A 19,900-nucleotide genomic window follows, 5' to 3' on the forward strand; every position below is an offset into this window, starting at 1 on the left:
TTGCCAGGATTTGCTGGCAGCCGGAAACGGGGAGTTCACGAGGGTGCAACGGTGAAGGTGAATTTAAAAACGCTATCCAGCTCGCTCGGTCTTTCGCGAACGACCGTGAGCCGGGCGCTAAACGGTTACGACGATGTCAGCGAAGCGACCCGTGAACGGGTCAGAAAAGCCGCCGAAGAACTGGGCTACCACGCGGACCCGACGGCGCGCCGCCTCGCGACCGGCCGTGCGGAGGCCGTGGGCATCGTCTATCCGTTCGGGGCGGGTGATCTGGGCGACCCACGCTTTGGCGAAGTCGTCGCGGGCATCACGGAGAGTCTTGGCGCGAAGGGGCTCGACCTCTTCATCGTTTCGGCGCGGCCGAATGCGGAACTCGATACGTACCGGCGCCTCGTCGATGGCAAGCTGGTGGACGGCCTGATCGTGGCGCGTACGCTGATGGACGATCCGCGTATCCGTTTTCTTCAGGAGCAGAATTTCCCGTTTATCGCGTACGGCCGCACCAACAGTCCCGTGCCATACGGATGGTTCGACTTCGACAATGAAGCCGGCGCCCGTGCGGCGGCTCAACGCCTGATTGATTTCGGGCACCGCAGAATCGCCATGGTGAGCGCGCCGCAAACGATCAGCTTTGCGGCGCAACGGCGCGCGGGGTTTCTGAGCGCATTGCGGGAGGCGAATATCGAGCCGGAGGCATCGCTGATCGTCGAGTGCTCGTTTGACCGGACAGGAGGCTACGAAGCGACGCGCGCATTGTTGAACCGCGCCGATCGGCCGTCAGCCGTGCTGATCGACAACAACATTGCGGGTACGGGCGCGTTCCGCGCCATCGCCGACAGCGGCAAGAAGATCGGCACGGACATCTCGTTGATTGTCTACGACGGCGTGCCGCCTGACGTTGCGTTCCCGTACACGGTGACCTCCGTCGTGCAGCCTACCGGGCATGCGTCGGGCACGGCCATCGCCGAGCTGATCATGGACACCATCGCCGACAGCGCGCATTGCGGGCACCGGTTAGCGCAACCCTCTATCGAGCCGGGCGATACAGACGGCCCGCCCCGCTGACAGCGCTCAAAGGTTCTCTTTCGCGACCAGCTGCAACGGCGTTTCAATGAAGCGCGACAACTCGCTCTGCTTTTTCCCTTCTGCGATGGCCTTGAGCGCCACGTCGATGCCGAACACGGCCTGCCTGTCGGCGAACTGGTTCATGGTCGCGAGCACCCGGCCGTCGGCGAGCAGCGGTTTGACGGCATCGCTATTGTTGTAGCCGGTGACGTACACACTGCCGGTTCGCCCTTCGTCGCGCACTGCCTCGACCGCGCCCAACGCCATATTGTCGTTGCCGCACAACAGCGCACGGATTCGCGGATGGTCGCTCAACATCCTGGCCGCAACGGCTTTGCCTTTTTCGTATTCCCAGTCACCGGATCGTATGGCGACGATTTTCATGCCCGCCGCGCTCATTGCATCCTTGCAGCCGGCCGTGCGTTGCTGCGCGTTGCGGTCGACGGAAATACCTTCGACGATCCCGACTTCGTCGCCCGTTTTGAGTCTGCGCGCCAGATAGTTACCCACCTCCATCGCACCCTTCCGGTTGTTCGGACCCACGAACGGTACGGAGATGCCCGCGGTATCCTGGGCGGCTTCATCGAGCGGGTTGTCGATGGCGACCACGATGATGCCGGCTTTGATTCCCTTCGCGATGACGGGTGTCAGCGCTTTGGAATCAGTCGGTGCGATAACGATCGCATTCATCCCGGCATTGACCATTTCATCGACGATGCGAATCTGGGCGGACGTATCGGTTTCCGCTGCCGTTCCCCGAATCGTCAGATCGAACTGCGACGCGAAGTGCTTGTGGTAGTTCTGCGCGGCGCTCGCCATGGCCGCCGCGTACGAGTCGGCGAGAAATTTCAACACGAGTGCGACCTTCGATTTTCCGCCCTGCATCGTATCGGCACGTGCCGCGCCTGTCAGGCCCGCCGCCGCAAGCGCGCCGGCAACGAGCACGCGGCGGCGCATCCTCTGTGTCATTCGCTTTCTCCCCTCCTGACCCTGGCTGACGGACAATCGCCGCGCCTTCACATAAAAACGCTTCGTTATTGTACTGATTCGACTGAAGGAGCCATGCAGCATTAGCGCATTTAGATCGAAGCCGTCAGCGCGGACAAACCGGAGGCGATCTCATCGAACAACGGCCTGCTGCCCACGTCCTCGCTCATGCAATCCGCCTTCAGCTTATCGAGCTTCGCCACGATGCCCTGCTGTTCCTCCGGCAGATCGCATCGATCGATCAATTCCTCGAGCAGACAACCAAACGCCCGAACTTCGAGCTGCTGAAGCGCAGGCCCAAGCGCCGGGTCGTCGGGCGCATAGAAAGCTGCCGCGCCGAAATCGCCCAGCAATGCGCGGCCTTGCCCACAGTGCAGAATATTGTGGGCGTACAGGTCGCCATGCATGACGCCTTGCAGATGCAAATGGCAAGCTGCCGAAGCAATGCCATGTGCAATGCGTAACGCAGAAGTCAGGTCGAAACGGGCGTCCGGCCCGTAGACGTCGCGCGTGCACGACGCGAGGCTCGGCGGCCCGGCAAGGTTTCTGAATTCCGGATCGATCAGTTCCATGACAAGCCCGTGCGCGCCCGTCGGATGGTCCTTCACCTTGCCCATCACTGGAATCAGATTCGGATGATCGCCGGCACGGATGCAAGCTGCCATCTCGCAGTCCGGCAAACCGTCGCTGGTTACCGCGCCTTTGAACAGCTTGACTGCAATGGGTTGAGACGCGTTCCCAGTAGTCCGAATGAACGCCGCGCGGTAAATGACGCCGGACGCACCCTCGCCCAGCTGATCCTCGAGTTTCAATGTGTCCCAGCGAATCCCGGCGATCGGCGTGTCGGTCAGCGCTGCGGTCTCCAGCGCAGCGCTAAACGGATTGCCGGCATACGCAAGCCAGCAAAGCCGCGGCAGACGCAACAACCACGCGGGCAGGCCGCTTAGCTTGTTGGCCGCGAGACGCAGGAGTTCGAGCCGCGAGCAGGCGGCCAACGTCTCGGGTAACGTCTGCAAGCGGTTACCGGCGAGCATCAGCTTCTGTAGCTGCGTGCAGTTGCCAATTTCGGCAGGCAGCGCTTCAATCTCGTTGTCGGTCAGGATCAGCCAACGCAGTTGAGCGGGAAGCGATCTGCCCGACACCTCGCGTATGCGGTTTGCCTTGAAGCCGATCATACTCAATTGCGAGCATTGCCCCAGAACCTCCGGCAATTCGGTGAACCGGTTGTCAGAGGCGAAGATGATGCGCAGCTTGCTCAGCCGCGCCAAATCCGCGGGCAGCGTCGAGAGCGCATTGCCGGACAGGTCGAGGATTTCCAGCGTGTCGGACAGATCGAAAATCTCGCGTGGAAATTCGCTCAGCCCGCAGGCCAGTTTAAGTCGGCGAGTCCCCGTCAGTTGTCCGGCCCGCAGTTGTTCAAGTGTGTTTGTCACAGTCGTAGAGAAGATATCCGGGTTGCCGGTGAGCGTCGTGCCCAAGGTATCGATTCTAATCTGCGGCGCGCACAGTCATGGATTGACGAGTATCGCATCCACCCGGACACGCGCTGAAGACAGACGCGAGGCATTGAATAGCAAGTTCCGAAGCGCCCTCAGACAATCTGTGGTTTAAATTAGCGATTATCGGCACTATTTCATAGCGGGTTCGCGAACCCGCGTTGGCGGCCCGCCATCTGCGCCGCCGACTAGCTCAGGAGTCAAGCGAAATGACCTACGCGTACAAGATGATGGATTCTCCCGTCGGCAAGCTGAAGCTCGTTGCACACGGCGACCGGTTGACCGCGATTCTGTGGGAGAACGACAAGCCGAACCGCGTGCGTCTACACGCGATGGTCGAAGCGAATGATCGGCCGATCCTCGTCGAAACCGAGCGGCAACTGAACGAATATTTTGCCGGCACGAGGAACCGGTTCGACCTGGCACTCGATTTTGAAGGAACCGGCTTCCAGAAGAAGGTTTGGGAGGCGTTGTTGACGATTCCGTTCGGCGAAACGCGCAGCTATAAGGAAATCGCCGTGCAAATCGGCGACGTCAAAGCCGTGCGGGCAGTGGGTGCGGCAAACGGCAAAAATCCACTCTCGATCGTCGCGCCCTGTCATCGCGTGATCGGTGCTTCCGGAGATCTGACGGGCTTCGCCGGTGGGTTGGCGAACAAACAGTTTCTGCTGTCACTCGAATCCGGACAGACTTCGCTGGACATGAATGTTGCCGTTGAAAACGAGGAGGCGCCGGCGCAACCCGCAAGGCAATCGCCACGCTCGGAGAAGCAGCCGTCGCTGTTCGGCAGCGGCGGGTAGGCAACGCGTTTGCGGCCACAGAACGCACGTGTATAAAGCATGGTTCACAATGAGCGCATTCCGCCTTGTCCCCCGGGGACCACCACGCTCACAATGAAACTTTCCTTACCTATCGAGAGGAGCTTGCTGCGATGTCTGCCTATGAAGCCAAAGTGCCGCGCGTACTGTTGACGAACGACGACGGTATCGACGCGCCCGGTCTCGCCGTGCTCGAAGCCGTCGCCGCCGAACTCGCACACGAAGTCTGGGTGGTCGCGCCCGAGCATGATCAGAGCGGCACGTCGAATTCGATCAGCCTGCATTCGCCGCTGCGGGTCAGCCGCCAGGGCGAGCGGCGTTTCGGCGTCGTGGGCACGCCCGGCGACTGTGTCGTGATGGGCGTGCGTCATCTGATGCGTGACGCGCCGCCGACGCTCGTTCTCTCCGGCGTCAATCGCGGTGGCAATCTCGGCGTGGAGACGCTGTTCTCCGGCACGGTGGGCGCGGCAATGACGGGCCTGTTACTGGGCCTGCCGTCGTTTGCCTTGAGCCAGACTTTCAGCGATCGCGACAACGTGCGCTGGGACACCGCACGTGCGCTGGCACCGGATGTGATCCGTCGGTTGCTCGCGATCGAACATGAAGTGCCGACCTGCCTGAACATCAATTTCCCCGATGTCGACGCGGCGGCGGCCGGCCCGCTCACGCCGACGAAGCAAGGCGTCGGACTCGTCGAAGATATCGAGGTGCTGCCGCAGGTCGATCCGCGCGGCATGGCCTACCATTGGTTGCGTTTCCAACGCGGCGCGCGCACGAACGACCCCGATAGCGAAACGGCTGTGGTGGCCTCGGGCCGCGTGTCGGTGACGCCGCTTTCCTTCGATCGCACGGATGAGCGCACTTTCGCGAAGCTCGCTGCATCGCTGTTGTGATGGTCGGCCCGAATGCCATGCTCAAGCTCCGCGCGTAAAAATCGCCTATGCTTGCTACGAAGCACGATTGCCTGCGATGAGTGATTGCATCGCGATCTGCTTTCACGGCTGGCGCCGAAAGTTGGCGATATGCCACCCGCTTACGACAAACCGAATTGAACTCGATCCACGGTGGAGTCCGACATGGCGATACTCATTCTGGGATTGTTGCTCTTTCTTGGCGTGCATTCGGTACGCATCTTCGCCGAAGACTGGCGCAGCGCGCAGATCGCACGCGTCGGCGAGAAGCGCTGGAAGGCGATCTACTCGATCGTTTCGGGCATCGGGCTGGTGCTGATCGTCTGGGGCTATGGATTGGCGCGCGCGCATCCCGTACCGATATGGACGCCGCCGATATGGGCACGGCACGTTGCAATACCGTTGGTCGCCGTCGCGTTTATCCTGCTGCCTGCCGCGCACGTCCCGAACAACCACTTCAAAACGCTGCTCGGTCATCCGATGGTTCTGGGTGTGCTGCTGTGGGCCTTCGCACATTTGCTGGCAACCGGTACGCTGTCGGCAGTGGTGCTGTTCGGCGCATTCCTGCTCTGGGCAATCTTCGATTTCCTCGCCGCGCGGCGACGCGACCTGCGGGCAGGGACGACGTATCCGCCGGCAAACGTGGCACGCGACGGCATCGTGATCGTCTCCGGACTTGTTGCATGGGCGTTGTTTGCGTTTGTGCTTCACGGGTGGTTGTTCGGCGTGCGGCCGATGGGGTAGGCAACGCCGTCATCATGCGCCTCATGGCTCCTTCAGGGCAAGGTCATCGCCAGCGCAACGATCGCGCAGCACATCGCTCAGCCTATTCAGGAGCGCCGCAGGCGCATGCCGGGGCATGATAGCGGCCGTTGTTTTCGACTACTCCGCCCTGGCCATACATATTGTGCGGTCGGGCCCAATCGACCAGAGAGTGAAACGGACCGTTCTCGTTGCGGCCCTTCGGCATCACGTCCAGAAACCCGTAAATCCCAAGGAACTGCTCGCCGCCGCGGCCGAACGTCGAATAGGTCAGGAATATCTCACCAGCCGCATTCTTGAAGAAGACGCTATCGCCGGAGAGATCCTGCAGTCCTGCAGCCCAGTCCGGTGCCTGCTGAAAGTTATAGAGCGCTCTGCCTGAAGCGACCTGCCCGGCTGTGAAAGACACGTTGAAATCGTAGTTGAAGTCACTGCGCGAGGAAGACACCCACCGGAAGCGCCATCCCATACGCTTGCGCACTACCTCTATTTCAGCGATTGGCGCCCGCGCCACGGCGACATAGCTCACGTCATTGTTCTCGAGGTGCGGCAGCAGCGGATCGATGTGGTCCACCTCGAGCGAACATCCGACGCACTGGTGCTCGACGCCGGGACCCAACATGAAGTGCTTGATGAAGAGCTGGCTGCGTCCGTCGAACAGATCCGAAAGCGTAATCTGTCCGTCGGGCCCATCGAATACGTACTCCTTTTCAATTTTCATCCATGGCAGTTCGCGCCGCTCGGCGGCCAGCGCGTCCTTGCGATGCGTCAGTTCCTTTTCCTTGACGAGGAATGCGATCCGCGCCTTCATCCATTCGTCAGGTGACACGACACTGTGCGTATCCATGTTCCAATCCTTTGCAAAGTAAGCGCGGGTTAGGACCAGCCGGGCAGAAACTCATGCGTTTGCGGCTTGTCTCGCCGGAAACGGATCCCGCCACGCGTCGATTGCGCTGAGTTGCTCGTGCCAGCGCTGCACCTCCGGAAATTTTTCCAGAGGCATCGCCGCCCGTTTCGCGTAGGGAAGGGTCACGGCGACGGAAAAGTCGGCGATCGTGAGGTCATCGCCGACCAGCCACTTGCGGCCCCGGAGATGCTGATTGAGTACGCCGGCAAACTTTTGGAACATGCCCTGCGCTTCTGCCACCACCGACGGGTCGGGGTCGCCGAGTCCGAACTGCGGTTTGATAAGGTGTTCGAAGTAAAGCGACCCGCCATGCCGATAAAAATGCTGGCTATTCCAGCTGAGCCAACGCACGACATCAGTCTGGCGCGCGTCCCCTGGCCAAAGACTGGAGCCTGAGCGCTGCGCCAGATGGCAGATGATCGCGTCGGCCTCCCAGATGCTTTTGTCGCCATCCACGAGGCACGGCACCTTGCCGTTGGGGTTGATCGCCAGATAGGCCGGCGCGGTATGTTCGCCTTTCTTCAGATCGACAAAGACATACTCCACCGGTACGCCGAGATATTTGGCGACAGTGCATGCTTTTCGGGGAGCCAGGGTTTCAGCGTAATAAAGCTTCATCATCGACCTCGACATGAGTTGCGTCTGATTTGAAGATCAAGTCTTGCGGCCTGGCGTAGCGGACCGCAGGACGTGTCGCCGGGACACGCTCTTATGCGCTTGCGTCACCGGCCTCGTTCACTTCGGCAAGGAACGCTTCGAGCTTGTCGAACGCGCCGTTCCAGCCGACGTAGTGGTTGTCGCGCGCGACCTCGTCGAAGAACTGGGCATGGGTGAAATTGAGCTCGGTCCCTTCCGCGACAGGACGCAGCCTGATCGTCACGAGGGACCGGCGCTCGGGCATGGTGACCCACTCCCAGGTGAAGACGAGCTTCCGGTCCACTTCCACTTCCTTGTACTCTCCGCGGCAATCGTGCGTTTCGCCGTCCAGCGTCTGAAACACGACGCGAAAGCGCCCGCCGACGCGCGGGTCGCTTTCGGCGCTGAGCACCGGCCCACCGTCAGGCCCCCACCACCGCGCCATCAGTTCGGGCTGGGTCCACGCTGCGTAGATCTTTGCCGGCGACGCCTTGATGCGCCGGATAATGGTCAGGCTCGGCTGCTCTTTGATCATTCCTCGTCCTCCTCCACAAAGTCGGTGAGCCGATCGAGGCTGGCGGACCAGAAACGCTCGTAGCGCTTTAGCCAGGCCATCGCTTCTTCCATTGGGCCTGCGATCAATTCCACAGAAACGGTTCGTCCACGCTTGGTGCGCGACACCAGACCCGCGTCGCTCAGCACGTCGAGGTGCTTCATGACCGCGGGGAGTTTGAGCGGCAGCGGACGAGCGATCTCCGTGATCGACATGCCGGGCTCTTGCTCCAGACGCGCGAGAATCGCCCTCCGTGTGGGGTCCACAAGAGCCGAAAACGTACGATCGAGTTGATTGACAGGAGACTTCACCATATGGTGAACTATAGACGATGATTGCGCGCTGTCAAGGCATTCGCGCTCACGCCGCTAGCGTGATTTGCCCCGGGCACTCTTTCTGGCGCTCCCGGCGCGAGGCGCGTCTTTACTTGCCAAGACGCCGCCGTTCATCTGCTCCATCCACGACAAGGCGTCGACGTACGACAGGAACTGCTGGAGATAACCTGGCGACAGTTCACGCATCAGCGAGAGCGACCGGTGCACCAGGCTACTCGAGTTGAGCGGCCCCGCATTCCCGGGCACTTGCTCCAGCGATTGCCGCACCTGCCGCTCCGCCCTGACCTTGGACGAGACTTCCCTGAAGTAATCGAGCATCTCCAGTTCCGGGTACGAGGCGGACCGGGGCATGGCCGGGGCAACGTGACCCGCTGCGGACCCGCCGCCATCCGCCGGCGCATGGCTGGCGATGTAGTCGATCAGTCCGGCAAGCGCTCCGCGAGCGGGCTCGCCTGGCGATGCGACGCGGCCGGCATCGCGAGTCTTGAATGCGGCGCGCTCGAGATCGTCGGCATACGCCTCGATCAGTTTGGACAGCCTGGCATCCAGGATACGTCGCGCCTCGCCACTGTGGCGGGCCGCCCGCCGGTCCAGTGCCTCGATGAAATGAAAGCGCATGGGATCCAGGCGATCGGCGCCCTGCTCGCGCCATGCGTCGAGCTTCGCCCGGGCGGCGCTTGTCGCAGCCCGTCCACCACTACCCACGGAGCTTCACCGTCGCGGTCGACGGCCTCGGGACAGGTGCTATTTCAACACGCCGGTTCCTGGCCCGTCCCTCGTCGTTGGCATTCGAACTCACGGGCTGCCCGGAACCGAACGCGGCCGCAAACAGCGAGGAGGCGGGGACGCCTGCATCGATCAACGCACGGGTCACGGTCAACGCGCGCTGGGCCGACAGCTCCCAGTTGTCGGCAAAGCGATGGTTGCCGTCCCGCACTTGCCGGTCGTCGGTAAAGCCGCTCACCATCAGGATTTCGTCGCGGGCCTTGAGATAACTGGACAGAGGCCCGGCCAGGCTCTTCAGTAGTTCCCGGCCTTCGGGCTGCAATTGATCGGAGTTCAGCGCGAACAACACGCTGCCGTTGATGCCGATGCGCCCGTTGACCAGCGTCACCCGGCCCGCCGCCAGCGGCCCTGCCAGTGCCTGCTCCAGGGTCTTGCGGCGCTGCGTTTCCAGCTGCCGCTGCTTGACCTCTTGCGCAAGCCTTGTCGAGAGTTCCAGCTGTACGCCGATGACACCCACCAGGATCAGCATGAAGGCGCCCAGCAGCACCGACATCAGGTCGCCGAAGACGGGCCATATCGGCGCGGTCGTCTGCGCGCCGCCGTCGATTTCTTCGCTCATGCCGCTTCGGCTCCGGCGGACGCCCGCTGGCCGGCGAGCTGTTGCAGGTCTTCGACGATCTGCTTCTGCGACATCATGCTCAGGTCGATGACTTCCCGAGCCTGCGCCACATAGTAGGCAAGCTGTTCGTCACTGCGCGCAAGCGACTTGTCCAGCGCGGCTTCGATACGCTGCAGGTGAGCCACCAGTTTGTCGTTCGACTCGCCGAACAACTGCACGGCCACGCCAAATGCTTCACCCAGGCTCGCCACCTCGACCGCGCTGCCGGTGACCTGAGCAGCGACGGCGCCCAGCTTCGCGGTCTCGAGCTCGACCTTGTCGGTGAACCGCGTGCCGACACGATCCAGCAGATCCGCCGACGTCGCGACCAGCGCATCGACGGCTGAGCGCTGCTCAGTGGAGGCATGGTTCACGGCATCGAGCAGGGTTTCCAGCGTTGCCAGCAGGCGGCTGCGCTCCTCCAGCATCGCGGTGTCGCGGACCATGCTGTCGGAGAGCTTCTGGCGCAGTTCGGCGACGACTTCGGCCGCGGCCTTAGGGGCTTCCGACGCGGCTTGCACGAGCCGGGAGATCTCGGCGATCGTATCGCTGGCGTGCGCCTGCATCTGGGCCGATATATCGCGTGCGGTTTGCGCCAGCGTGTCGCAGATTTCCTGCTGGCGGCTTGCAGTGCGCGTGCCGGCCTGCTCCCACTCGCGACTCAACGTAGCAGCCATTGCACCGAGCGTCCCGGTCCACGCCGCCAGCCGTTGCTGGTCGCGCGAAGCCAATTCCGCCTGCAGGTCTTCATGCGACTGGCCCACAGTGCGCAGCAGCGACGCCGAGTGCTGCTCGAAGGTTGCTGCGGCGGCCGCCAAGGCTTGCTGGTTGTGGCTTGCCAGCTTCTCGCCGACGCGCTCTTGCCGCGTCAGCGCCTGGTTCCACGCCTCCGACACATTGCCCGCGGTGGCTTCCAGGCGCACGGAGACGCTGTCCAGCAGGCCGGCCGAGCGTTGCTCGAAGGTTTCGGTGAAGCGATCCAGCGAGGTGCGCAGGTCCTGAACAAGCGCCTCGCTCGATCGCTGGTGCCCCGCCAATGCCTGGTTCCAGATATCCGCGACGGTCGTGGTGGTCGCCTCGAAACCGCTCGACAGCCCATCCAGGTGCCGCTGCACCGCGTGCGTGACGGTGTCGTGCAACGAGGCCGTCTCACGCGCGAGACCCGCCATCGTGGCTTCCACGACCGGCTGCAGCGCCGCGCCGGCGACCCGGGCAGTTTCGGCGACGCTCTCATTCAACGAACGCTCCACCGAAGCAGCGAGGCGGGTGTAAGCGGCCTCTGTCCTGCCGTGGAAGGCGTCCTGGCTGGCGATCTGCCGCTCGTTCAAGGCCTGGCTCTGTTGTTCGATAGCCGCCATCATCGTCTGCAGCCGGTCGACCAGCGTGGGCATCATGTCGGCCTGCCGCTGCAGAAGCTTGAAGCTTTCCTCGCGCTGATGGGTCTGCGAGTAGATGCGCAAGGTCGTCGCGATCTTCACGTCGAGCATCTGCGCTGCCTGGATCCGCTCGCGCCGGCACAACGCGGAAAGCAGCCCGAGCATGGCGGATGTGGCCACGCCCGCAATCGAGGTGCCGAACGCAAATCCCAGCCCCTTGATCGGCGCGGCCAGCGAATCCCGGATAGCCTGCAAGTCCGTCGCGCTTTCCAGCGCCATGCCGGTGCCCCTCAGGGTCGCCACCATGCCGAGCAGCGTGCCCAGCATGCCCAGCAACACCAGCAAGCCGACTAGATACGGCGTCAGCGCCGGGCCGGCCAAGGCCACGCGTTCACCCTCGATGCGCAGGCGCACCGCATTGCGCAGGCTCGGATGCAACGGGTCGAGCCAGGCGCCCAAGCTGGGCGGTGGTTCGGTCAGCCCCGTAACGATACGCGCCAGGGCGGAAGTGGCCTGGCTGTAGCGTCGCAGTTCGAGCGCGCCCGCCAGATAGCAGGCGCCAACTAACAGAGTGACAGCCAGCGCCAGCGGGTTCGAGCCGACGTAGCCGACGCCGATCCAGCACACAGCAGCCAGACCAACAACAAAAACAACAAGATTCAAAAGATTTCTGGACATAGCGTCCCAGTTAGCTAGTGCGAAGGGCCGCGAGCAACCCTTCGACCGGTTGAAAACGAACTTCCAATTCGGCGAGCAACACGCTCTGCATATCCTTGCGGAACACGTCCAGCCATGCATTGGGCGTGACCGTTGCGGCGTACCCGGAGGCTTGAGCGTCGGCCGGCGTCTCCAGCCCGGCCTGGCGCAAACGCTCGAAATGCCCGCCGAGCAAGCCGGGCACGGCGCCCAGCAGACTCTGCTCGCGCGCGCTCAGCGCGCGCTCCATGACGGCATCCACTGCCGCGAGCCGGGCCATGCCGGGCGTCCTGGTCGCGAGCATTCCCCGTAGACGGCCGCGCAGGTTGCCGATGCCCGTCTCCATCGCCTGCTGCATGGAGACATAGCGGTGACGAAAAACCGCGTAATCGACGGCCGCATCCACAAGGGCGTCCTGCAGGGGCGCTTGCGCGGACCCGCGCCGCTTGGCGGCGGCGAACGCGCTGTCGCCGGCGATGGCATTCGCCAACGAGGTGCGCACACGGGCGCACTCGTTCTCTTCGGCGTGGCTTTTGGCTCGCGCGCCGGAGGCTGCGGCAGGCGGATTGCCGTTCAGCGCCGTGGACAGCGCGATCGCGTCGGTCCAGCCGAGCCATTGGCTCAGCCGGTCCGAGAGCGATTGTCCGGATCCGGGAACATCGATGTCCGTCAGGCGCGCAAGTAAGCGAATGAGCGTCGGGCCGCTGAAAGCTGTGCGCTGGGGGGCTTGCACCATACCACCAGAATCAAAAAAGTCAGCAGTTTACACGCCGGCGGGCGATGGCTGCTGACTCTTGATGAGTGGGGGCCGGTAAGCGCGGATTTACAGCGTGGCCGATAGGACCGGCGCAAGCACACCGGAAGCGGCCTCGATGCGCGTACCAATAAGCGCGCTCGCATACGACGCCGACGGCACCCTCACTCTTCCATGGCTTCTCGAACAAACTAAACGCCGCTCCCCCCCACCGTTTTGACGCTCTTCCACTGCCCCTGCTGGACTTGGAACAGCGTGTAGGGCGGCTTGATAAGGTCGCCATAAGGATCAAACGTGATCTTGCCCGTCACGCCCGTCACGTTGACCTTCGCGAGACTATCGACAATCTTTGCGCGATCGAGCGAATCGGCACCGTGAATCGCCTTGATCATGGCGAGCGCGGCGTCATACGCAAACGGCGCATACAGTTCGACATCCTGGTTAAAGCGCGCCTTGTAACGCTTGCCGAACTCCTGCGCGGCAGGCAGTTTATCCAGCGCCGGCCCCGGCTCCAGATCCTGCGTACCGTCCCCTGCCGTGCCGGAAATCTGCAGGAAAGCATTGCTCTTTAACGCACCCGCGCCGAACAACTGTGCTTGCATGCCGAGCGAACGCATCTGCTTGACGAGCATCGCGCCCTGTTCATCCAGACCGCCGAAGAAAATCAGATCGACGTTCTTGCTCTTGAGCGTCGTCAGGATGGCGCGAAAATCGACGGCTTTGTCGTTGGTGAATTCGCGACCCACGATGTTGCCGTTCGCTTCCTTGGCGCCTTTTTCGAACGCATCCGCGAGTCCTTGCCCGAATGCCGTACGATCGTCGATGATGCCGATGCGCTTCGCCTTCATCTGCTCGACCACAAAATGTCCCGCGACGATGCCGCCGATGCCGTCGTGCCCCATCGTGCGAAACACGTTCTTGTAGCCCTGCTTGGTCAGTTGCGGATTGGTCGAACCCGGCGTAATCATCGCGACGTTCGCCTGATGGTAGACCGTCGAGGCCGGAATGCTGCATCCCGAATTGTAGTGGCCGATCACGCCGACCACGCCGTCATCGACCAGTTTCTGCGCGACCTGAATCGCCACGCGCGGATCCGCCTGGTCATCCTGAACGTCGAGCACGAACTTGACCGGCTTGCCGCCGACCGTGGGATGCCTGGCATTCTCTTCATCGAGCGCCAGTTGCGCGCCGTACTGCAAATCTTTGCCGACGCGAGCAACCGGGCCGGTCAACGGTCCGACAAATCCAATCTTGACGACTTCAGGATCGGCGGCCCACGAAAACGGCGTGTGCGTGCCGAGTGCGAAGACGGCCAGACTCAAAAGCCAATAGCGGCGATTCATGATGCGCTCCTTGCGAGAAGTCAACGTCGCGCGTTGTGTTGATCGACCGGTCCGATGCGCGACGCGTCGAAACCGTCCTGCGATGCCTGCGATAAAACTTGAACCTGTGCTGCGAAAACCGCAGCAAAATCTAAAAACGCGTGGCCGCGTACGGCGCGAGATCGAGCGGCGGCGCACGCCGCGCGATCAGGTCGGCGACGATACGCCCGCTCACTCCGGCTAGCGTCAACCCAAGATGCTGGTGGCCGAATGCGTAAATCACGCGTTCGCTTGCGCGCGAGCGTCCAAGCACCGGCACACCGTCCGGCAAGGTCGGGCGAAAGCCGAGCCAACTGTTATCGGGCTTATCGAGCGCGGGCAATGCGCGCTTCGACGAGAACGTCAGCAGGTCGAGCAACGAGCGATTACGCGTCTCGCTGAAGCCGCCGAGTTCGACCGTCCCCGCGACACGAATCCCGTCGCTCATCGGCGTCATGTAAAAGCCACGCTCGGCCCAGCCGACCGGCCGTGAGATCAGTTGCTGCGCACCCGGATAGCGCACGTGATAACCGCGCTCGGTATCGAGCGGCACCGCATCGCCGCATTGTTTGGCGAACTGCGCGGAACGCGCGCCGGTCGCGATCACGACGTGACTGAAACGTCGCGCGACACCGTCGACCGTCAGGCTCGCGCCATCGGCAGACGGCTGCACTGCGCTGACCGCCGAGCACTGCATCTGCAACCCTTGCGCGGCGAGCCGTTCATAAAGCGCCTGCAAGAAGGCATGCGGATCGGAAAAATGCCAGCTATCGCGGAACAGCACGCCGCGCTCGAAAATGGGCGCCAGCGAAGGTTCGAGCGCGCGAATGTCGTCGCCGGCAAGCACGTCGAACGCGACGCCGAGTTTCTGGCGCAGATCGAGTGCGGCTCGCGCGGCGTCGAACGAAGCGGCATTCGAATACAGATAAAGACACTCGCGCGGCCGTACGAAACGCGCCAGTTCCGCATCCGCCAGCAGCGGCGCGTAACCGTCCTGCGCATGAGCGAGCAGCGCGGCGAGTGCATGGGCGCTCGCTGCATAACGGCGCGGCAGCGAACTCATCATGAAGCGCACGAGCCACGGCGCCAGCTGCGGCAGATACTGCCAACGCAACCTGAACGGACTGTCGTTCGCCAACAGGAAGCGCGGCAAATCGCGGAACACGGACGGGTTGTTCACCGGAATACACGCGTAGTGCGCGAACGTCCCGGCATTGCCGAACGACGCGCCCTGCCCCACGCCGCACGGATCGAACAGCGTGACGCGATGGCCGTCGCGCATCAGCGACGCAGCGCTCGCGAGGCCGATGAATCCCGCTCCGACGATAGCGATGTCCGGCATTACTTGTGCCCTTCCAGCGTTGGTGCGCCGATCCGCGCGAGATATCCGGTGGCGGCGCCGCGTTTCGGGGTGGCCTCAGGCGCGGCGGACTGCGGAAAGCTCATCGAAACACTCCTGCTGACAGATCGTGGACGCTGCCCGGCCGGCGCTTCACAGCACGCTCAGCACACGCCACCGGACAAACTCTGGCATCTAGAATCACACAATATTTTTTTGTGTGCAATTAAAACGCGTCTTGTGTGGTCCTGGCACTTTCCCTGGATGGGCATTGGCGCAGTACTTGCGGCGTGTCCCGGGTTGGCCGCCATCTACCGGGAACCCCGCTGGCTGAGGCTTACAGTCGGGCTTGTGTGGTATAGAATCGGCACACATCCGCAAAACTGCGGACAAAGACGATTTTGTATGGAGACAATCTGACTTATGGCTTCTGGCAAAGACGCGGCGCAACGCGCCAACGGTGCGCCGACGCGGGCGAAGCGCTCCACGTATGTCGAGGTGTCCAGTTCGATCGAGAACGAGATTCGCAGCGGCGTTTATCCGCCCGGCAGCCGTCTGCCGCCACAGCGGCAACTCGCGACTGAGCTGGGCATCAACGTATCGACGGTGTCGCGCGCGTACAAGGAATTGCAGTTGCGCGGGCTGGTCATCGGCAGCAAACGGCGCGGCTCGCTCGTCACGGGCGGCGCCATGCCGAGTGTCGAGCCCACGCACGCGGCGAGCAACGCGGCGATCGATTTGACCGTCAACCGGCCGGCCACCGGCGAATTCCTCACCTGCCTCGCGCGCACGCTCGCGGACTTGCCGCAGGACCCGCGCTACCCGCAACTGCAGGAATACCAGCCGCCACAGGGGCCATCATGGGCGCGTGCCGCCGGCGCGCGCTGGATCGCCGCGCCGGGCTTTGCGCCGGCGGCCGATCACGTGGTCGTGACAAGCGGTGCGCAGCACGGCCTGTATGCGGTGTTGAACAGCCTGATCGGCACGGACGGCGTGATCCTCGCCGATCAACTCACCTACTACGGGCTGAAAGCGCTCGCGCCGGTTTTCCAGTTCGAAATCGTCGGCATTCCGAGCGACCGCGACGGTCTGCTGACCGACGCGGTCGAAGCCGCATGCCGGCGTATGCCGGTGAAGGCTATCTTCACGGTGCCGAATCTGCAGAACCCGACTGTCACGACGATGAGTCTCGAACGCCGCATGGCGCTCGCCGACATTGCTCGCCGGCACGGCGTGACAATCATCGAGGACGACGTCTATGGGCCGCTGGTGTCGCAGCGCTTGCCGACGATCGCGAGCCTTTGTCCGGAACTGACGTTTCACATCGGTGCCACCTCGAAGATCCTCGCGCCCGGGTTGCGGCTCGGCTATCTGCTCAGTCCGCCGGACAGTTCCGCGCTCTGCGCGGAGGCAGTGCGCACCACCGCATGGATGCCCGCGCCGATGTCCATGCTGATCGCGTCGATCTGGATCGAGGACGGCACCGCGCGCCACATCATGGACGCGCAGCTCGCCGAAATTCGCGCGCGCCAGGATCTCGCGCGGGAGCTGCTGCCGCAGGAGTGGGTGCAGACCGATCCGGCGTGCATGTTCGTGTGGCTCAAGTTGCCGCCGCCCTGGCGTGCGGATGATTTCGCCGCGAATGCAAAGGCGCGCGGCGTGGTGGTGATGCCGTCGTCGGCGTTTGCCGTCGACCGGTCTGAAATCGAGCACGGCGTGCGGATCAACCTCGCATGCGCGGCGAGCCGCGATCAACTGGTGAGCGCGCTACGTCTCTTGACGGGGACACTCAAAGACCGCCCGCGAGCGCTGTTCGGGACGATCTGATCCCGGCGAACCGCTGACTAAACCGATATGGCGAAGGGCGGCTACATGCTGCCGTTCTCGACGGTGCGGCCTTCTGCACGCCAGCGAAGCATGCCGCCGGCCAGGTTGGCGACGGCTTCGAATCCTGCCTGCCGCAGGATTGCGGTAGCTTGCGCTGAACGTCCGCCAGCCCGGCAGACAGTCACGATCGGGCGCTCCCGCGCGAACTCGCCGGCGCGCCCGGCCAGTTCGCCAAGTGAAATGAGCCGGGCTTCAGGAATATGCCCTAGCGGCCCGTCGAACTCGGCGGGCTCGCGCACGTCGACGATCTGGACCGAACCGGGATTTTCCTCGAGCCACTGCGGATCGATTTCCCAGATGCCCGCGAAGGTGTAGGTCAACGGCGCCCAGCCGGGTTCGGCCATTTGCGTGGGATCGTTCATGGCGACACCGCATTTCAGATTCGCCGGCACGGCTACGTCGATTTGCCTCGGATGCGGCAAGCACAGATTCGTCATATAGACGGCGAAATCCTCCTCGCAGAGTGCACCGCCCAGACGCGGATTGAAGCGCCGCTCCTCGCCCGCACTCGTGACGGTCAGACCGCGATAATCGTGGGCCGGATAAAGCAGGCACGTGTCGGGCAGCGTGAAAATCTGCTGGTGGATAGCCTGGAACATCGAGCGCGCGTCGCCGTGCTGGAAATCCGTGCGGCCCGTTCCGCGGATCAACAGACAATCGCCGGTAAACGCCATGCTCTCGTCGTCGAGCACGAGGCTGATGCATCCATTGGTATGACCAGGTGTTGCTCGCACGGTCAGGTACCGTGCGCCGAATCCGCATCGGTCGCCGTGACTCAGGTAGCGGTCTGCGCCCTCTGCGCCGCTCGCGGCCGATATCGCAATCTGGCTGCCCGCGCGGCGCTTGTGCATCCACGCACCGGTCACGTGATCGGCGTGGACGTGGGTGTCGATCGTATAAAGCAGACGCAATCGAAGCTCGTCGATCAGTGCCGTATCCCGGCGTACCTGCTCGAATACCGGATCGATCAGCACGGCTTCTCCCGTCGTGCTATCGGCGAGAAGATACGTGTAGGTGGAAGATTGCTGGTCGAATAATTGCCGGAAAATCAGCACGATTGCGCTCCGTCGCCCGCGCCTGCGAGCCATTTGAGGACGGCGGTAGACAGAACCGGCGCCGCCAAACCGCCCTGCAAGCAGCAGGACTAGCAGGATTCGCGGCGGGCGCCGGCCTCGAATCGCCCGGCACTCGCCGCCCCGTTCAGCCAGGCCGCTACCGCGGTTGTTGCACGTACCGCAGATACGGCTTCAGGGTTTTGAAGCCCTGTGGATATTTCTTCTTTGCGTCATCGTCCGAAACGGATGTCGGAATGATGACGTCTTCGCCCGGTTTCCAGTTTACCGGCGTCGCCACCGTGTGCTTCGCGTTGAGCTGCAGCGAGTCGAGCAGACGCAGCACCTCGTCGAAATTGCGGCCCGCGCTCATCGGATACACGAGCATCGCCTTGACCTTCTTGTCGGGTCCGATGAGGAACACGGAGCGCACCGTCGCGTTGTCCACCGCGGTGCGCGCGCCGCCGCTCGCGTTCGGGTGAATCATGTCGTAGAGCTTCGCGACGCTCAGATCCCCGTCACCGATCAACGGGTAGTTGATTGCGTGCCCCTGCGTTTCTTCGATGTCCTTCACCCATTTCTGGTGATCGCTGACGGGATCCACGCTGAGGCCGATCACTTTGGTGTTGCGCTTGTCGAACTCCGGCTTGAGTCCCGCCATGTATCCCAGCTCGGTGGTGCAAACGGGCGTGAAATCCTTGGGATGCGAGAACAGGATCGCCCAATGGTCGCCGATCCATTCGTGAAAATGGATCGTCCCCTCGGTCGTTTCGGCGGTGAAATCGGGCGCTTCTTCTCCTAATCGAATCGACATATTTATCCTCCATGTGACGGTTGCGCCAAGGTGACATCGCCGCTGTCGGAGCGACGGCGCCTGGCTGCCTGGGTTGTAGTCAGATGATTCGTTTGATTTACGATCGACCGCCGGACTGCTCATCAGGCACTACGCGGGAGAATCATCCGCGAACGCAGCGGATTCAGCGCCTGGTTCCAAACGCCGTGATGCGGAAGGTCGCGTCTATAGCGTAGAACAAAATAAGACTTTCATAGCGGCTATCGTGCAATGCAGGACGAACCCGTCTGCCGTTGCGGCGACGGGATGCTGGCAACGGGGCCGATATTACCGAATCAGCGTCTTCAAGCTGGAGCGGGTTGATATCGGGTTGAAGTTCGCACAGTGCGATTGCCTTTACAGCAAGGAGGAATCCGCTGTTTCGCGCGTCCTCGCAAGCGTCAGCAAACCGATGGCCGCCGCGCCGACGAGCAGGACCGCGGGACTCAGCAGATTGCCGGTCTTTCCGATCAGCGCGGTCGCAATGTAAGGCGTCACGCCGCCGCCAAGAATAGCGCCGAAATTGAAGCTGAAGGCAACCGTAGACGCCGAATTCGTAGTACTCGATCGCGGTTCCGGCGGCCGCAGCGGTCGCGGCCTTGCGAGCGACGTGTTTGGTCGAAAATGAGGCGGGCGCGATGTCTGCGTCAAAAGTGGCGGTTGGGACGTGGGGCATTTGCGTTCCATTGTGAGGATGAAAGATGGACTACGTCCCGCCGCGATCGCGGGTGAAGCCGCTCTCGAAGCGA

20 protein-coding genes are annotated in these 19,900 nt (G+C 62.8%); 5 read left to right on the forward strand and 15 right to left on the reverse strand.

Going from position 1 to position 19,900, the window contains the following annotated elements; translation table 11 throughout:
* Positions 1–51 precede the first annotated feature (51 nt).
* On the forward strand, positions 52–1,065 hold the full coding sequence (locus SB772_RS30195) for a substrate-binding domain-containing protein (RefSeq protein ID WP_410836825.1): 1,014 nt from the start codon (positions 52–54) through the stop codon (positions 1,063–1,065).
* Between the two features lie 6 nt (positions 1,066–1,071).
* Here SB772_RS30195 and SB772_RS30200 read toward each other — a convergent pair whose 3' ends face one another.
* The gene (locus SB772_RS30200; RefSeq protein ID WP_410836826.1) at positions 1,072–2,034 is read right to left on the reverse strand and encodes a substrate-binding domain-containing protein; all 963 of its coding nucleotides are present in this window, start codon (positions 2,032–2,034) and stop codon (positions 1,072–1,074) included.
* A 110-nt stretch (positions 2,035–2,144) separates the two neighbouring features.
* Entirely contained in the window at positions 2,145–3,485 is a 1,341-nt protein-coding gene (locus SB772_RS30205) for a leucine-rich repeat-containing protein kinase family protein (protein WP_410836962.1), read from the reverse strand.
* A 272-nt stretch (positions 3,486–3,757) separates the two neighbouring features.
* On the opposite strand from SB772_RS30205, the gene SB772_RS30210 reads away from it, so the two are divergent.
* The 3 genes from SB772_RS30210 (at position 3,758) to SB772_RS30220 (ending at position 6,021) form a co-directional block, all read left to right on the forward strand.
* Positions 3,758–4,348, forward strand: a complete 591-nt coding sequence (locus SB772_RS30210) for a methylated-DNA--[protein]-cysteine S-methyltransferase (protein WP_410836827.1) — start codon at positions 3,758–3,760, stop codon at positions 4,346–4,348.
* A gap of 131 nt (positions 4,349–4,479) precedes the next feature.
* On the forward strand, positions 4,480–5,259 hold the full coding sequence (surE, locus tag SB772_RS30215) for a 5'/3'-nucleotidase SurE (RefSeq protein ID WP_410836828.1): 780 nt from the start codon (positions 4,480–4,482) through the stop codon (positions 5,257–5,259).
* Between the two features lie 183 nt (positions 5,260–5,442).
* Complete coding sequence (locus SB772_RS30220) at positions 5,443–6,021, forward strand: NnrU family protein (protein ID WP_410836829.1); 579 nt, start codon at positions 5,443–5,445, stop codon at positions 6,019–6,021.
* An 82-nt stretch (positions 6,022–6,103) separates the two neighbouring features.
* Here SB772_RS30220 and SB772_RS30225 read toward each other — a convergent pair whose 3' ends face one another.
* The 10 genes from SB772_RS30225 to SB772_RS30270 all read right to left on the reverse strand — a co-directional run bounded on the left by SB772_RS30225 (position 6,104) and on the right by SB772_RS30270 (position 15,383).
* The gene (locus SB772_RS30225; RefSeq protein WP_410836830.1) at positions 6,104–6,886 is read right to left on the reverse strand and encodes a DUF899 domain-containing protein; all 783 of its coding nucleotides are present in this window, start codon (positions 6,884–6,886) and stop codon (positions 6,104–6,106) included.
* 51 nt (positions 6,887–6,937) lie between these two features.
* Positions 6,938–7,567, reverse strand: a complete 630-nt coding sequence (locus SB772_RS30230; protein ID WP_410836831.1) for a glutathione S-transferase family protein — start codon at positions 7,565–7,567, stop codon at positions 6,938–6,940.
* 88 nt (positions 7,568–7,655) lie between these two features.
* Positions 7,656–8,117 carry an SRPBCC family protein gene (locus tag SB772_RS30235; protein WP_410836832.1) on the reverse strand — a complete coding sequence of 154 codons (462 nt, stop codon included), beginning with the start codon at positions 8,115–8,117 and terminating at the stop codon, positions 7,656–7,658.
* Positions 8,114–8,449: an ArsR/SmtB family transcription factor gene (locus SB772_RS30240; RefSeq protein WP_410836833.1), complete on the reverse strand. Its 336-nt coding sequence runs from the start codon at positions 8,447–8,449 to the stop codon at positions 8,114–8,116. The genes SB772_RS30235 and SB772_RS30240 overlap by 4 nt, the downstream gene beginning before the upstream one ends.
* Before the next feature lie 54 nt (positions 8,450–8,503).
* A complete protein-coding gene (locus SB772_RS30245) occupies positions 8,504–9,175 on the reverse strand; it encodes a DUF2894 domain-containing protein (protein WP_410836834.1) in 672 nt (223 codons plus the stop codon).
* Complete coding sequence (locus SB772_RS30250; protein ID WP_410836835.1) at positions 9,168–9,815, reverse strand: OmpA family protein; 648 nt, start codon at positions 9,813–9,815, stop codon at positions 9,168–9,170. Before SB772_RS30250 ends, SB772_RS30245 begins: the two co-directional genes overlap by 8 nt.
* The gene (locus SB772_RS30255; protein WP_410836836.1) at positions 9,812–11,908 is read right to left on the reverse strand and encodes a DUF802 domain-containing protein; all 2,097 of its coding nucleotides are present in this window, start codon (positions 11,906–11,908) and stop codon (positions 9,812–9,814) included. Before SB772_RS30255 ends, SB772_RS30250 begins: the two co-directional genes overlap by 4 nt.
* A gap of 10 nt (positions 11,909–11,918) precedes the next feature.
* On the reverse strand, positions 11,919–12,662 hold the full coding sequence (locus SB772_RS30260) for a DUF3348 domain-containing protein (protein ID WP_410836837.1): 744 nt from the start codon (positions 12,660–12,662) through the stop codon (positions 11,919–11,921).
* A 209-nt stretch (positions 12,663–12,871) separates the two neighbouring features.
* On the reverse strand, positions 12,872–14,023 hold the full coding sequence (locus SB772_RS30265) for a branched-chain amino acid ABC transporter substrate-binding protein (protein ID WP_410836838.1): 1,152 nt from the start codon (positions 14,021–14,023) through the stop codon (positions 12,872–12,874).
* A 130-nt stretch (positions 14,024–14,153) separates the two neighbouring features.
* A complete protein-coding gene (locus SB772_RS30270) occupies positions 14,154–15,383 on the reverse strand; it encodes an NAD(P)/FAD-dependent oxidoreductase (RefSeq protein ID WP_410836839.1) in 1,230 nt (409 codons plus the stop codon).
* 420 nt (positions 15,384–15,803) lie between these two features.
* Between SB772_RS30270 and SB772_RS30275 the strand changes: the two genes are divergently transcribed.
* Positions 15,804–17,207: a PLP-dependent aminotransferase family protein gene (locus SB772_RS30275; protein ID WP_410836840.1), complete on the forward strand. Its 1,404-nt coding sequence runs from the start codon at positions 15,804–15,806 to the stop codon at positions 17,205–17,207.
* A 41-nt stretch (positions 17,208–17,248) separates the two neighbouring features.
* Here the strand turns inward: SB772_RS30275 and SB772_RS30280 are convergent, their stop codons facing one another.
* The 3 genes from SB772_RS30280 to SB772_RS30290 all read right to left on the reverse strand — a co-directional run bounded on the left by SB772_RS30280 (position 17,249) and on the right by SB772_RS30290 (position 19,649).
* Positions 17,249–18,319, reverse strand: coding sequence for a rhodanese-like domain-containing protein (locus SB772_RS30280; protein ID WP_410836963.1), 1,071 nt, complete (start codon positions 18,317–18,319; stop codon positions 17,249–17,251).
* A 160-nt stretch (positions 18,320–18,479) separates the two neighbouring features.
* Positions 18,480–19,133 carry a peroxiredoxin gene (locus tag SB772_RS30285; RefSeq protein ID WP_410836841.1) on the reverse strand — a complete coding sequence of 218 codons (654 nt, stop codon included), beginning with the start codon at positions 19,131–19,133 and terminating at the stop codon, positions 18,480–18,482.
* A gap of 375 nt (positions 19,134–19,508) precedes the next feature.
* On the reverse strand, positions 19,509–19,649 hold the full coding sequence (locus SB772_RS30290) for a hypothetical protein (RefSeq protein ID WP_410836842.1): 141 nt from the start codon (positions 19,647–19,649) through the stop codon (positions 19,509–19,511).
* Positions 19,650–19,900: the final 251 nt, after the last annotated feature.

It is taken from the genome of Paraburkholderia sp. SIMBA_030, from assembly GCF_046535245.1.
In the GTDB taxonomy this organism is placed as follows: Bacteria; Pseudomonadota; Gammaproteobacteria; order Burkholderiales; family Burkholderiaceae; genus Paraburkholderia.

Excerpts from the sequence above, each read along its gene's own strand:
- SB772_RS30200 (WP_410836826.1), bottom strand. The coding sequence starts at position 2,034 with ATGACACAGAGGATGCGCCGCCGCGTGCTCGTTGCCGGCGCGCTTGCG.
- SB772_RS30210 (WP_410836827.1), top strand. The coding sequence starts at position 3,758 with ATGACCTACGCGTACAAGATGATGGATTCTCCCGTCGGCAAGCTGAAG.
- surE (WP_410836828.1), top strand. The coding sequence starts at position 4,480 with ATGTCTGCCTATGAAGCCAAAGTGCCGCGCGTACTGTTGACGAACGAC.
- SB772_RS30220 (WP_410836829.1), top strand. The coding sequence starts at position 5,443 with ATGGCGATACTCATTCTGGGATTGTTGCTCTTTCTTGGCGTGCATTCG.
- SB772_RS30225 (WP_410836830.1), bottom strand. The coding sequence starts at position 6,886 with ATGGATACGCACAGTGTCGTGTCACCTGACGAATGGATGAAGGCGCGG.
- SB772_RS30230 (WP_410836831.1), bottom strand. The coding sequence starts at position 7,567 with ATGATGAAGCTTTATTACGCTGAAACCCTGGCTCCCCGAAAAGCATGC.
- SB772_RS30235 (WP_410836832.1), bottom strand. The coding sequence starts at position 8,117 with ATGATCAAAGAGCAGCCGAGCCTGACCATTATCCGGCGCATCAAGGCG.
- SB772_RS30240 (WP_410836833.1), bottom strand. The coding sequence starts at position 8,449 with ATGGTGAAGTCTCCTGTCAATCAACTCGATCGTACGTTTTCGGCTCTT.
- SB772_RS30250 (WP_410836835.1), bottom strand. The coding sequence starts at position 9,815 with ATGAGCGAAGAAATCGACGGCGGCGCGCAGACGACCGCGCCGATATGG.
- SB772_RS30255 (WP_410836836.1), bottom strand. The coding sequence starts at position 11,908 with ATGTCCAGAAATCTTTTGAATCTTGTTGTTTTTGTTGTTGGTCTGGCT.
- SB772_RS30260 (WP_410836837.1), bottom strand. The coding sequence starts at position 12,662 with ATGGTGCAAGCCCCCCAGCGCACAGCTTTCAGCGGCCCGACGCTCATT.
- SB772_RS30265 (WP_410836838.1), bottom strand. The coding sequence starts at position 14,023 with ATGAATCGCCGCTATTGGCTTTTGAGTCTGGCCGTCTTCGCACTCGGC.
- SB772_RS30270 (WP_410836839.1), bottom strand. The coding sequence starts at position 15,383 with ATGCCGGACATCGCTATCGTCGGAGCGGGATTCATCGGCCTCGCGAGC.
- SB772_RS30275 (WP_410836840.1), top strand. The coding sequence starts at position 15,804 with ATGGCTTCTGGCAAAGACGCGGCGCAACGCGCCAACGGTGCGCCGACG.
- SB772_RS30285 (WP_410836841.1), bottom strand. The coding sequence starts at position 19,133 with ATGTCGATTCGATTAGGAGAAGAAGCGCCCGATTTCACCGCCGAAACG.